Source organism: Porphyromonas sp. oral taxon 279 str. F0450, from assembly GCF_000292995.1.
Taxonomy (GTDB): domain Bacteria; phylum Bacteroidota; class Bacteroidia; order Bacteroidales; family Porphyromonadaceae; genus Porphyromonas; species Porphyromonas pasteri.
Window position 1 is genome coordinate 161,326 of record NZ_ALKJ01000015.1, and the last position, 13,198, is coordinate 174,523.

A 13,198-nucleotide genomic window follows, 5' to 3' on the forward strand; every position below is an offset into this window, starting at 1 on the left:
ATCTTATCTAAAGGTATGGGCTAAAAATCATCACCACCATCATTCGCGCCGAAGAGCCCGTTGATGCTGTTTATGAAGGAATTGAGGCTCCACGACTTCTTCTCCTTACGCTCACGCTTCGTCTCGCGCTTGGTGTCCTCCTCCTCTTCGTCCTCCTCCTCTTCGCTGTAGTCGAAGTAATCATCTTCATCATCGTCGAGAGGGACGCGCTGAGCTTCGCTGATGGTCGTGTAGGTGTAGGACTCTTCCTCGCTCTCCCTGGGCTCTTCTACGGGCTCAGTAGGCTCGCTGCTACGCACCTCGGGCTGCTCCTGCAGGAGGGACTCAAGGGGGCGGAGCTCGTAGCTTACGCCCGGCTCGCTGGCCTGAGCTGCGAGAGCGATCTCGGTGATATAGTCAGAGAGGAGCTCTTTCTGAACACCATCCTCATAGATATCTCGGCGTAGGGAGACTTCGCGGTACTCGGGAGAGAGCTTGCGCAGCGTCTCGAAGAAGTGGTCGGTCTTCGTCACGCCACCAGCGAAGACGAAGCCCTTGGGGATACTCTCACTGCAGCCTGCTTCGTGGATGATGCTCACCACGTTGCTCAGGATCTCGAGGATACGTGCGCTGATGTAGCGGTTCACCTCGAGCTGGCTGAAGTGCTTGGTGGTACTACCATCAGCCGACTTAGCCTCGATCTCTTGGGTGCGAGATACGGAGAGGTTCATCGATCCTCGCTCGATCTTCAGCTTCTCAGCGTCGGCCTCGAGGAGGGGTACGGAGAGCTGCGTGAGGTCGCGTGTCACATTGTTCCCACCCAGCGGCAGGACGTAGAGTGCGACGGGGAAGCGCTCCTGATAGATAGCGATGGAGGTGGTACCACCGCCGATGTTGACGTAGGCACAGCCGAGGGCCATCTCCTCGATCGTCATCGTGGCAGCAGCCTCAGCGATAGGCGTGGGGAGGATGCCCAAGAGGCGTAGACCCAAGCGATCTTCGATGGTCTCGCGGACGTTGATGATGATGTTCTGACGGGCTACGATGAGCAGGTACTGGGCCTCCAGACGACGGCAACGCACACCTCTGGGGTTGGACTCACGCTTGCCATCGCAGCGGTAGCGGGGCTCCGTGATGGAGAGGATCGTCATGCCGGGATAGCTGGCATCACTGACCTGGTCCTTGAGGGTGAGTAGGTGCTCGGGGGTGACGACGCTACCTTCTTCACCGAGGTCGATGAAGGAGTCATAGCGCTCGGAGCGCATGGAGCGGCACTCCAGCCCTACATACACGCCGGAGATCTGCGCCTCCTCGGGTAGGGCGGTGCTGAGCTTATCCAGAAGCGAAGAGATGCGCTTGGCAGTCTCCTCGATGTTGTGTATAGAGCCTTGGCGCACGCAGCCTGCCGTGGGGACACGGTGGGCGGCGATGGGCACGACGCGTCCCTGTGGGGACTTCGTGGCGAGCATCCCAGAGAGGGAGGTGCTGCCTATGTTGATGACGGCGTATATGCTATCCCTACGATCGTTCATTTCTTCTGTGGCTTGTTAGGTTTGCCCTTCTCGGCGGGCTTATTGGGTTTCTTTGGGGTGGGGGCTTGCTGAGGAGCGGGCTTCTTAGGATCCTTCTTGGGGTCCTTCTTCGGCTCTTTCTTATCGGTCTTCGCCTTGTCGCCCGGCTTGCTTGCGGGCTTATCCTTGGGCTTGTCCTTCGGGGTTTCCTTAGCCTTCTCGCGGGGCTTCTCCGTGGCTGCGGGCTTCTTCGGAGCGGGAGCCGCAGTGACTGCTGGTGCAGGCTTGGGGGCAGGATCGGGTGTAGGAGCTGGTGCAGTGACGACTTCGCCTTCTTCGTCGAAGGTCTCGCCCTCGGGGGCATAGCGGCTGCGGGTGATGATCTGCGTGCCGTAGTCGAGGTTGACGTAGCTGAAGGCATTCATCCCGCGCTTGGGGAGTACGCTCTCAGCGAAGATGCGCCACTTACGGAGCTTCTCACTCCAGTTAGACTCGCGGCCCATAATGACGCGCGTCGTGCCGATGCGCGGGATGAGCACGATACCATCGGTCTCGTCGACGTAGACCTGCCCGAAGTAGTCGGTGAAGTAAGGGTCTTCGCGCAGGGCGGCCATGAGGTCGTAGACGGGACCCGTAGCCATCTTGAGGTCTACAGCACCGCTGACGATGGGGAGGTAAGCCGCGAAGGTGGGGTTCACCGTGATGGTACCCTTACCCTGCGTGACGTAGTAACTCTTACCCGAGGCTTCCTGCACGATGTAGAGGGGGTGCTTCTCCGTCAGGCGGATCTGCACGGAGGAGGATGAGGGGGCAATGAAGGCCTCAGCACGCTTGTAGATAGGCATGCTGAGTAGCGTACGCTCGATCTTTCTGAGGTCGATGGAGTCAAGGCGCTTCCCTCGTAGCTGGATGCCACGGCGGGCGAGCTCATCGGTGATGCGGTCACCTGTGAGGAAGAGCGGTTCGCCACCTGCCTCGGTCTTCACCTCGACGGTGACAGCCTCGCAGCGGTCGGTGGAGGTGACGCGTGGGGAGCGAATGAGTAGGTACGCGATACCCCCTATCAGTGCGACTGACAGGAGGAGCAGGAGTAGGTTGCGTACGAAGGCTCTATTCTTCATAGCCTGCGGCGGATCTCATCTGCTACCTGGGGCACCAGGCGGTCAATATCTCCAGCGCCGACCATCAGGATGACTTCGGGGAGCTCCTGACGCTTCTTGAGCTCGGGGAGCAGGCCTTCCTTGGGCAGGACAAGCACATCCTTATGCTTCATCACGTCGGCGATCATCTGCGAAGTGACGCCTGGGATGGGGAGCTCGCGAGCGGGATAGATATCGAGAAGGATGACTTCGTCGAGCTGGTCAAGGCTCGCAGCGAACTCCCGATAGAAGTCCTGCGTACGGCTATAGAGGTGCGGCTGGAAGATGCCGAGGATCTTGCGGTCGGGATAGAGCTCACGCACCGAGCGGATGCTGGGATCAAGCTCATTGGGGTGGTGGGCGTAGTCGTCGATGAGCACGCAGCGGGGATCATCGATGAGGCGGTCGAAGCGGCGATAGACCCCACGGAAGGAGGCTACACCTGCGGCCAGCTCCTCGAGGGTAGCTCCACAGAGGTAGGCTACGGCCATAGCTGCTACGGCATTCTCCACATTGATGAGGAGAGGTACACCGAGCTCGACGTGGAGCGTACCAGCAGGGCGCCCTTCGATAGCGGGATAGTGCCAGTCGAAGAAGAGATGCCCATCACGGATCTCGATGCCGTCGGCACGGAAGTCCGCTTCGTCAGTTCCAGCGGTATAGGTGAAAAGGCGCGTACCTTCCTTGAGGCGGGGTGTCACGGGGATGCCCTTCTTCATCACCAGAGCACCCTCTGCGCTGATGAGCGAGGTGAAGTGCTCGAAGCTCTCCCGATAGGCCTCGGGCGTATGGTAGATGTCGAGGTGATCGGGATCCGCGGAGGTGATCACCGCGATGAATGGAGAGAGATGGTGGAAGGAGCGGTCGAACTCATCGGCCTCGATCACAGCATAGTCGCTGTGCTCGGAGATGAGGCAGTTGGTCTGGTAATTATTTGAGATACCGCCGAGGAAGGCGTGGCAGTCGATGTGGCTCGAGCGCAGGAGGTGCGCCAGTAGGGTAGAGGTCGTCGTCTTGCCGTGGGTACCAGCGACGCAGAGCCCGCGCTCACGGCGGGTCAGTTCGCCGAGGAGCTCAGCACGCTTCATCACACGGTTGCCCTGTGCGCGGAAGAAAGCCAGCTCACGGTGGTCGTGGGGAACGGCTGGAGTGAAGACGACGAGGGTATCCTTCGTGCGGAAGGGCTCGGGGATTAGCTCGGGATCGTCTTCGTAGTGGATGGTAGCACCCTCTTCGCTCAAGGCGTGTGTGAGGGGCGAAGGTGTCAAGTCATACCCTGCTACGCTATCTCCCTTGCTGAGGAAGTAGCGCACGAGAGCGCTCATACCTATGCCACCGATACCAATAAAATACAGCTTCATGCACTATCTCTATTTTACCATTTTACGCAAAGGTACAAAGAAAGTAACACCGAGCGCCAGAGTCCTTATATAAAGCGGGTAAGTCGGCTTCCCATGAGAGGTATAAAAGCTCAAAGGGGCACAGTACAACTATGCACTGCGCCCCTTGGACTTTTTGTAATGGGGTAGAAATAAGAAAGTGGTCTACTGCTGTGTGACTTCGCTACGGAGGAAGCCATGTTCATAGACCTTGGGCTCTATCTTTCTCGCTAAGCGCTTGAGTGCTTGACGAAGTGTCCCGATCAGCTCCATATACTTCGCGTCGGGGCTGTCGCTATTCATCTTACCCTTTGTATCCCGTCCTTGGAAGTAAAGACGAATGTCGTAGAGAGCTGCATCGGGATCTGCTTCACTACCTGCCTGTGCAAAGTAGTAGCGCCACAGGGCACGTCCAGCATCAAAGATGGCTGTAGCCTCGGTAGAGAATCGCATCTTCTCGCGAGGAATGAGCGTCTGTTTTGGGGCTTCATACTCAAAGAGCTCGTTGCTTAATGGCTCCTCTTCCTTATATAGCTTGCCTGCTATAAAGTCCGTCATGAAGTGGCTCTTGAAGAGGGTAGGTGCATGTACCTCCTGCTCCGTGAATGGGATCCAGTGGTTAGTTCCATCAAGAGAGCGTTCATACCTATCATCAAACAACATATAAGCAAGGCAGTCAGATTGAAACTCTTGGGAGTACCATCCATAATTGCCGATAACTTCAGGATCACTGAAGTTGTCCCTATCATTGCTCCATAAGGGAGGTATAGTAGCTCGGATACAAGCGTATATACAAGATGGAATGAGATTATTCTTTGTTATACGCTTTGTAAGGCTTTTCTTAATGTCATTATCGGTTGGACGTGATGTGATATAGACGTCTTTGCTATGTTGTATATCGGTTCCTAGCAGACGTATGTAACTAATGAGAGGTGAACTTGTATCATCAAATTTTCTGATCCAGTCAATTACAAGACTTTTGGGTGAAAGGTTATAGACCTCTTTCTTCCCGATGAATTTCCCCTTAGAGTTATACATATCAGTTATGATACACTTAAAGATTTCCTCTTTAGCAGTATCCCAGATTTTGAATCCTATTGGGAATTGTCCACGTACATTATCAAAGGTATCAGCTGGAACAATAAAAATTTTTTCGAGCTTCGCTCGATATGTTGACCTGAACTTCTGAGAGGATGAAGATTGCAGAATTTTCAAAGTTGAAAATTCTGCAATCTTCACTAGAGGAAGCTCCCGATAGATGCGCATTAAAAACTGGGCAAAAAGTTCCTTTTTAGAACTGCCCATTATAGTTCCATATTTTGTGTAAATCATGCTATGTGATACACCTGTTCGATTTGATCCAGTTTTCGTAATAGTACGAGAATTGCTGGCTTCAGCGTATGGAGGGTTGATATAGATAATTAGTTTCTTGCGCTTCTCTTCATCTTGGATGATGTTCTGGAGTGCTTTTGGGAGCTTGCCACAGTCAAACTCGTCATTGAGGAAGTCGAACTGGAAGATATGCTCAGGGAGGAGGTTGGCTCCATTTGTGGCACGCTCCTTCATGACACGTACATCGGCTTCATCCAGAGTCGAGGCGAAGATGCGGTACTTTTCGCTCAGTCCATAGAGTAGGTTACCTGTACCAGCGGCACAGTCCCACACATAGTATTCTTCCTGCCAGTTATCTCCAAAGTGCTCGGCTAAGTACTGCTGTGAGAGTTCGACCCAGAGGCGTGGAGTAAAGTAGCTCCCCTTACGTTCGCGGACATCTTGCGGTACAAGTAGATCACGGCGCTCAATGAGGAAGTCCCAGTACTCTTGCTTCGGAGGGCGCTGATACTTATTCCAAAACTCATTGTAAGCTCTCTGATCATCAGTGAAGTGCACCTCTTTGAATTCTATCATACCCAACGTATCTACCCCCTTGATTAAGCGATAGTGTTTGTTTTTGAGGATGACGTAGAGACGATCCTTTAGAGTGCTTCCCTCTTGGGAGAGTAGGTCGGCGAGGTAGAAGTCTGCACTGATGATGCCCTGCTTCTTGGCCGTGTCCCAATCAATGGCGATTGTAGGGCGAACAGCTTCCTCCCACTTGCTATAGATCGTGATGAAGTTGGTCTTCGTGATGGGTATTTTGGTAGTCTTCTCTTTCCCTACGACAAAGTTCTTCTTGATGAACTTGCGCAGTTCCTTCACATCCTTGACAAAGTCAAACGTCAGGTTCTCTTCCTCGATAATGCCTTGTACACGCTCGGCAACGAGAGAAAACTCTTTGGTTGAGTGGTCAGAGGGTGTGACGCTCCAATTGAAGTCATTCATCCAGAAAATATCGTGGAGCTTGTGGAAGGGTATAAAGTAGATGCGCGTAGCATCAAAGGCTCCGAGGTAGGGTGGAGGTGACTGCTTGGTGTGTAGCTGCCCCCTTCCGATGGTGAGGATGAGCTGCACCAGCGCGTGGTCAAGGTTGGATTTGCCTCGCTTAGCTTCTGCCCAGAGATATTCAATAGGCTCACCCATAAAGGTCTGCTTATCAGCGATGCAAAAGTCTACACGACCTTTAATAGTGCTGTGGTTAAAGTCAGCGAAGAAATCTTCTCCGACGCGGTTTTTCAGTTCTTCTTCAAGTAGTGTATGGGAATATCTCATAAGCCTATTCGCTTAGTATTTACGGGGATAATATGAACAAAGTTAATAAGTATTTGTATGCCTCTCGCTGTGTATAGAGGAGGAAGGACACAGCTTGCCTAAAGTACATTGCCCCGGGGCACTTTGTCTGAGTGCCTCGGGGCAATAGTTTTTGCGGGGCTATGGGTGGTAGGGTACTTACTCCGCCTTACCGGATCCGAGGTGATAGTAGGCGCAGTGGGGGTATTCATAGGCGTCAAGGCCGAGTAAGTTGATGTTCGTCCGATAGACATGGCTATCATTTTCCGTATAGCTCTCTGCAGGGAGTAGTCGGAAGTAAACTCGTGCATAGAGCGTATGAGCATTATTCCCCAGAGTCCCAGAGCGCTTCTCATAGATTTCAGCTCGCTCTGCAGGTACGCTGATGAAGGTTATTCTCTGTTGAGTGGTGAGGTAGAGCGAGACCTTATTGTTACCTGGAGTAGAGAGGTAGGGGAGTGTAGACCCATATAACTCTCCATAAGGGTATCCAAATCGTGTGAAGTCATATCCTTCGGTGGTGAACTGATGCCTTGCATAGTAAGTTCGATTCAGGTCGAACTTCTCCACGGCTTCCTTCAGCTTCTCTAAAAGATTAGCTCGTTGGCGTTGGTATTCGAAGGGATTAGAGGTCGGCGATGACTCGCTATCCCCCAAAGATTGAGCGTATGCCTTGAGCGCTACATCCGAGTATGTCATGTAGCCAGCTTTGATAAGTGCAGGGACATAATCCGCAGGTAGAAGCTCCACGGCCTCTGGGTGTAGAGGTGTATGCTCTATCGGGTCAGTTATGATTTCCCCCTTCTGTATGGCTCTTGCAAGCTCTACGACAAGGCTATCCTTAGGATACTTTGGGAGACTCAAGAAGTACACAGTGTCTTGCGCGATGAGATTTCCAAAGATGTTTCTCTTAGGGGTAGGAATACTCCACTTGAGTTTTCCTCTCGTGAAGGCTGGAATCTCCCTATCTTCCCATGATGGATGTCTAATGGTTTTGTACCTTTTGCTAGGCTCATTTTGATACTGCTCTTCTGGTTGATAAGGTAGGCCTATGGTGAGGCTATCGCCCACGTGGAAGGTGTGTCCATTGATGGTGGTGACGGGCTCTTGGGCAGCAATGGAGCTCGTTCCAAGCAGAAGGAATAGGATGATATAGAGGTAATTACGCATATCGGATAGCCTGTATTTGTGTGAGTTAATACGGAGGGATGATGTCCTTTCTCTGGGGTAAAGTTACTCGTTTTCTGAAGAATTGGGTAGGCGATAGGTGGAGTGCGAAGCGCTACCCTTCCGCATGATATGACCCGCTGTGACAAAGGCCTTTAGCTCTTCTGTGGCAGCCGTCGGGGAGAGCCCCGTGAGCTTCACATATTCGCTACGGGTGAGGATGTGGTGGGTGTGTAGATAGCTGAGGAGCTGGCTAAGGCGCCGCTCACGACCCTCTAGAGGGCGCGTGTAGCTGTGCTGCGGTGCGCGCTGGAGCCTGCAGGCCCTACGGGTGCGTTGCACGAGCCTACGGTCAGCGTGGAAGCGCACATCGGCGAGCTCCAGGCTGGTGGCATTGCGTGTCGCGGTCTCTTCGCCTTCGGGAGGAGCAACGTCCTTGCGGTAGCCGAGCTTGGGGCGGAAGCTCCCCACGCCATCGATATATACGATATAGCCCTCTGCAAGACTCTTAGCGAGCTCTTCGCCGAGGAGCTGGAGTACGCCTTCAATTTCGGCGCGTGAGAAGGTACAGCCCTCGGCCATACGCTCGGAGAGGTTCTCGGTGCTGAGTCGTCCTTCGCTGATCAGGCGAGGATGTTGGCTGGGATGCTTCCCAAGGCCTTGAGGTACTTGCCTCATCGTGTACTTTGCCATCGTCGTGTCGTGTATTGGGGTACTTATCTTACTGATAGGAGAAGCTCTCTGCTCTTCCTGAGGCAAAAGTACGGCGGGGCGGAAAGAAAGGGCTGCACCTTTAGTGCTATTTGGTCGGCTATGTGCGTAGTCCTATCATCTACGTGCCTAAATCCAAAGATCCGCGCACGTGGATGATAAGACTACTGACGTGGACGGAGCTTATCTCCCGCTGCTTTGTAAGAAGTGCACCGCTGGGGTGGGGGAGTACTTGTGTTGGGTGGAAATTTTCCCTCAAGAAGGGGCTACTTGCTCCCCTTAGATGTACGGGGTGCAGTGAGCTACAAGAGCCGCGTATATATAGCACGTCCCGACAGTCTGCAGAACTGCCGGGACGTGCTGTATAAAGTGATGGGGTAGGGGAGACCCTTACTGAAGGGCTACCCAGCGCACGAGCGCGAAGTCCATACGATGTGGGAGCTCGGGGTACGAAGGTAGGATACGCAGAGCGCGCTTGTAGTGCCCAGGACGAGCCTGCTTGAAGCGGAGCTCATAGACCTCACGTGAGCCATTGCGCTCGATGAGTGTCAGGGCAGTCTTCGCTACGAAGCGGAGTCGACCCTGAGCATCTTCGCGTGCGTCGACGAGCTCAACCTCGAGGTCCGAGGTGAGGGCACCCTTGTCGAGGACAAGGCGTACCGTCTCTTCGTCGCCTGTGTGGCGCTCGTTGGACATGTATGCTGCGCTCTCGGACCCGTCGACAGAGACGACCTGCATGCTATCCCAAGCCTCGGCGGTAGCACGCTTCCACTCGGTGAGTTCGCGGGCGATACGGTTCGAGTCAGCGTGCAGGTGAGCTGAGCGCTCGGCGAGCTTCGTGTAGAAGCGCTCGTAGTAATCGTCCATCATGCGGCGCATGGTGTAGTGAGGAGCGATGAAGTTCATCGAGTTCTTCATCGTCTGTACCCAACCATCGGAGTAGGGCTTGCCATCGCGCTGGAAGTAGAGAGGTACGATCTCCTTCTCGAGAAGGTCGTAGATCGTCGTGGCGTCGAGCTTGTCCTGCAGCGACTGATCAGCGAAGGTGCGCTTGTCGGTGAGCGCCCAACCAGCACCCTTGCGGTAGCCTTCGTACCACCATCCGTCGAGGACGGAGAGGTTGAGGACACCGTTCATCTCGGCCTTTTCGCCTGAGGTGCCCGAGGCTTCGAGAGGACGAGTAGGGGTGTTCATCCAGATATCTACGCCAGCGATGAGCTTGCTGGCAAGGCGCATATCGTAGTTCTCGAGGAAGATGATCTTCCCGAGGAACTGAGGTAGGCGGCTGATCTCGAGGATATGCTTGATGAGGCCCTGACCACCACCGTCGGCGGGGTGTGCCTTACCCGTGAAGAGGAACTGTACGGGGTACTTGGGGTTGTTGACGATACGCTCCAGACGCTCGAGGTCGGTGAAGAGGAGGTGCGCACGCTTGTAGGTAGCGAAGCGACGACCGAAGCCGATGATCAGAGCGTTGGGGTTGATGCCTTCGAGGACGGATACCGTCGTCTCGGGGTTGGCGCTGTTGCGGATCCACTTCTCGCCGTAGAAGGTGCGGATATGCTCGATGAGACGGAGCTTGATAGCCTGGTGCGTCTCCCAGATCGTCTCGTTGGGGAGCTGCTGGATCTTCGCCCAGGTAGCTTCCTCGGTCTGCTTCTTGATGAAGTCCTTGCCGAAGTGCTTCGTGTAGAGCTCCTGCCACTCAGCAGAGGCCCACGTAGGCAGGTGGACGCCGTTGGTGACGTAGCCGACGTGCAGCTCTTCGGGGAAGAAGCCCTTCCATACAGGGGCGAACATCTCCTGCGAGACGCGACCGTGCAGCAGGCTCACACCGTTGGCTTCCTGACAGGTATTCAGTGCGAAGACGCTCATGGAGAACTTCTCGTTGCTCTCGGGATTCTCACGGCCGAGGCTGATGAAGTCATGCCAAGAGATGCCGAGACGCCCAGGGATGTGACCGAGATACTTGCCGAGGAGCTCCTCGTCGAAGTAGTCGTGACCAGCGGGGACGGGCGTGTGGCAGGTGTAGATCGAGGAGGCGCGGACGAGCTCGAGAGCTTCGTCGAAGGGAAGACCTTCGCCCTCGACGTAGTCCAGGAGACGCTGTACGCTCATGAAGGCAGCGTGACCTTCGTTCATGTGGTAGACATCCTTCGAGATGCCAAGGCGGTTGAGGAGGAGCACACCACCGATACCGAGGAGGTACTCCTGCTTCATGCGGTTCTCCCAGTCGCCGCCATAGAGCTGGTGCGTGATGGGGCGATCCCATTCGCTATTCTGTGGGATGTCGGTGTCGAGGAGGTAGAGGCTGATACGGCCGACGTTGACCTTCCATACGTGGCTATATACGGTGTGGCCAGCATAGGGCACCTCGAGGATGAGGGGCGTCTGCCCGTCCTCTTCGAAGATCTGCTCGATGGGGAGCTGGGTGAAGTCCTGAGCTTCGTAGTTCGCCTGCTGTTGGCCTTCGGGGCTGAGGCTCTGGGTGAAGTAGCCGTAGCGATAGAGGAAGCCGACGGCGGTGAGGCGGACGTTGCTGTCGCTGGCCTCCTTGAGGTAGTCACCAGCGAGGACGCCAAGACCGCCGGAATAGATCTTGAGGATATTCGTCAGACCGTACTCCATGCTGAAGTAGGCGACGGAGGGGCGTACTGCGTCTGCAGGCTCGTTTATGTAGGCCTGGAAGTCGGCATAGACTTCGTCCAGCTGCGCCATGAAGTCCTTGTCTGCGACGAGGGCTGCCATCTCCTCAGCGGAGAGCAGGCGAGTGAGCGTGATAGGATTGCCTTCGGTCGACTCCCAGAGTTCGGGAGAGATACGGCGGAAGAGATTCTGTGCCTTGGGGGTCCATACCCACCAGAGGTTGTGGGCGATCTCGTCGAGTCTACGCAGCTCAGCGGGCAGCTGGGCATAAGCATAGATGTTCGTCCAGACGGGATCGTTGGCGCGCTTTGTTACGATCATAAATATATTCCTTCTTCTAAGCAATCGGAGACAGTCGGTCGACTATCCTTTTTTGATGGTGCAAAGGTACTGATAATAAACCACTGCCCGTTACTTTACGACAAGATCATAAAGTAACGGGTAGTGGTATCTCTGTGAAGTGGGGTAGGGGAGTGCCTATTTCTTCGCTGGGGTGAGGCCGAGAGCGGCTGCTTCGCGGAGCATAAATTCATAGGCGGGCTCGTATTCGTTGGGGATCGTGCCGTCAAGGATAGCGTCCTTGATAGCGTCCTTGATGAGCCCTACCTCGCGGCAAGGCGTGAGGGCGAAGGTATCCATGATGAGCTGGCCTGAGATGGGTGGCTGGAAGTTGCGGATACGGTCCTTCTCCTCGATGTCAATGAGCTTCTGACGAACGACCTTATAGTTGTCGAGGTACTTGCGTACGCGCTGGGGGTTCTTGCTTGTGATGTCGGCTTCGACGAGGAGCATGAGGTCGTCGATATCATCTCCCGCCTCGAAGAGCAGACGGCGCACAGCAGAGTCCGTCACGCCCTCATCGACGAGGGTGGCGGGGCGCATGTGCAGGTCGACGAGCTTCTCCACGTAGTGCATCTTGTGGTCGAGCGGTAGGCGGAGGCGGCGGAAGATCTTCGACACCATCTTCATGCCGATGAAGTTGTGGTTGTGGAATGTCCAGCCGAGGCGCTGGTCAAAGTGCTTCGTACGGGGCTTCCCGATGTCATGGAGGAGCGCTGCCCAGAGGAGCCAGAGATTCATCTCGTGCCCAGGGCGGGCGGTGGCGAGCGTCTTGGCCATGTTGTCCACGACCTTGTAGGTGTGGGTGAGGTTGTCCTTGTGGCCGATGCCGTCGCGCGTCTCGGCGCCCTTGAGCTCGAGGAGCTCGGGGAAGATGAGCTTCATCAGCCCGGTCTTCTCGAAGAGCTCGAGGCCGATGGATGGGCGAGGGGAGAGGAGGATCTTATTGAACTCTGTGGCGATGCGCTCGGCTGAGATGATCTCGATGCGCCCAGCATTTCGTCCGATAGCAGCGAAGGTGTCGGGGTCGATGAAGAAGCCGAGCTGTGAGGCGAAGCGTATGGCACGCATCATACGCAGCGGGTCGTCGCTGAAGGTGATGTCGGGATCAAGCGGTGTGCGTAGCGTGAGCGCCTCCATGTCGTGCAGGCCATCGAAGGGATCGACGAGCTGACCGAAGCGGTCGGCGTTGAGGCAGATGGCCAGAGCATTGACCGTGAAGTCACGGCGCTCTTGATCTTCCTCCAGCGTACCGTCCTCGACGAAGGGCTTGCGACTGTCGGGTGTGTAGCTCTCACGACGAGCACCTACGAACTCAATCTCCAGGTCGCCCTGCTTGACCTGTGCCGTGCCGAAGCGAGCGAAGACCGAGATGTGTGCACCACGTCCGAGGCGCCTCGCTACCGCCTGCGCCAAGTCGATGCCGCGCCCGATGGAGACGACGTCGATATCCTTCGAGGGGCGGTAGAGGAGGAGGTCACGCACATAGCCCCCGACGATGTAGGCGTCTACGCCGAGTTCGTCTGCGGCTTCGCCGATGAGGTGAAAGAGGGGGGTATCTACCTTGTCGTAGATCTCATCTTCCTTTTCGTAGAGCAAGTCTTCGCTGAGCATCCTTTCTTAGTTGGGTTTCTTCGGCTGCAAAGATACGGGTTTCTTG

8 protein-coding genes are annotated in these 13,198 nt (G+C 55.3%); all 8 read right to left on the bottom strand.

The genetic code is table 11. The features are described 5' to 3' along the window. Window positions 1–20: 20 nt before the first annotated feature. The 8 genes from HMPREF1323_RS02820 to HMPREF1323_RS02855 all read right to left on the bottom strand — a co-directional run bounded on the left by HMPREF1323_RS02820 (window position 21) and on the right by HMPREF1323_RS02855 (window position 13,152). Complete coding sequence (locus HMPREF1323_RS02820) at window positions 21–1,511, bottom strand: cell division protein FtsA (protein WP_009432596.1); 1,491 nt, start codon at window positions 1,509–1,511, stop codon at window positions 21–23. Beyond that, entirely contained in the window at window positions 1,508–2,611 is a 1,104-nt protein-coding gene (locus HMPREF1323_RS02825) for a hypothetical protein (RefSeq protein ID WP_009432639.1), read from the bottom strand. Before HMPREF1323_RS02825 ends, HMPREF1323_RS02820 begins: the two co-directional genes overlap by 4 nt. Further along, on the bottom strand, window positions 2,608–3,990 hold the full coding sequence (gene murC, locus HMPREF1323_RS02830) for a UDP-N-acetylmuramate--L-alanine ligase (protein ID WP_009432539.1): 1,383 nt from the start codon (window positions 3,988–3,990) through the stop codon (window positions 2,608–2,610). The genes HMPREF1323_RS02825 and murC overlap by 4 nt, the downstream gene beginning before the upstream one ends. A gap of 183 nt (window positions 3,991–4,173) precedes the next feature. Further along, entirely contained in the window at window positions 4,174–6,657 is a 2,484-nt protein-coding gene (locus HMPREF1323_RS02835; protein ID WP_009432672.1) for a hypothetical protein, read from the bottom strand. Between the two features lie 177 nt (window positions 6,658–6,834). Next, complete coding sequence (locus HMPREF1323_RS02840) at window positions 6,835–7,845, bottom strand: DUF4852 domain-containing protein (RefSeq protein ID WP_009432588.1); 1,011 nt, start codon at window positions 7,843–7,845, stop codon at window positions 6,835–6,837. 63 nt (window positions 7,846–7,908) lie between these two features. Further along, the gene (locus tag HMPREF1323_RS02845; protein ID WP_044123938.1) at window positions 7,909–8,535 is read right to left on the bottom strand and encodes an HU family DNA-binding protein; all 627 of its coding nucleotides are present in this window, start codon (window positions 8,533–8,535) and stop codon (window positions 7,909–7,911) included. Window positions 8,536–8,943: 408 nt separating this feature from the next. Then, window positions 8,944–11,520, bottom strand: coding sequence for an alpha-glucan family phosphorylase (glgP, locus tag HMPREF1323_RS02850; protein WP_009432676.1), 2,577 nt, complete (start codon window positions 11,518–11,520; stop codon window positions 8,944–8,946). A gap of 156 nt (window positions 11,521–11,676) precedes the next feature. Continuing rightward, window positions 11,677–13,152 carry a CCA tRNA nucleotidyltransferase gene (locus tag HMPREF1323_RS02855; protein WP_009432544.1) on the bottom strand — a complete coding sequence of 492 codons (1,476 nt, stop codon included), beginning with the start codon at window positions 13,150–13,152 and terminating at the stop codon, window positions 11,677–11,679. Window positions 13,153–13,198 lie beyond the last annotated feature (46 nt).

Bases quoted from the DNA above. Each gene is read 5' to 3' on its own strand.
- HMPREF1323_RS02820 (WP_009432596.1), bottom strand. From the start codon at position 1,511: ATGAACGATCGTAGGGATAGCATATACGCCGTCATCAACATAGGCAGC.
- HMPREF1323_RS02825 (WP_009432639.1), bottom strand. From the start codon at position 2,611: ATGAAGAATAGAGCCTTCGTACGCAACCTACTCCTGCTCCTCCTGTCA.
- murC (WP_009432539.1), bottom strand. From the start codon at position 3,990: ATGAAGCTGTATTTTATTGGTATCGGTGGCATAGGTATGAGCGCTCTC.
- HMPREF1323_RS02835 (WP_009432672.1), bottom strand. From the start codon at position 6,657: ATGAGATATTCCCATACACTACTTGAAGAAGAACTGAAAAACCGCGTC.
- HMPREF1323_RS02840 (WP_009432588.1), bottom strand. From the start codon at position 7,845: ATGCGTAATTACCTCTATATCATCCTATTCCTTCTGCTTGGAACGAGC.
- HMPREF1323_RS02845 (WP_044123938.1), bottom strand. From the start codon at position 8,535: ATGGCAAAGTACACGATGAGGCAAGTACCTCAAGGCCTTGGGAAGCAT.
- glgP (WP_009432676.1), bottom strand. From the start codon at position 11,520: ATGATCGTAACAAAGCGCGCCAACGATCCCGTCTGGACGAACATCTAT.
- HMPREF1323_RS02855 (WP_009432544.1), bottom strand. From the start codon at position 13,152: ATGCTCAGCGAAGACTTGCTCTACGAAAAGGAAGATGAGATCTACGAC.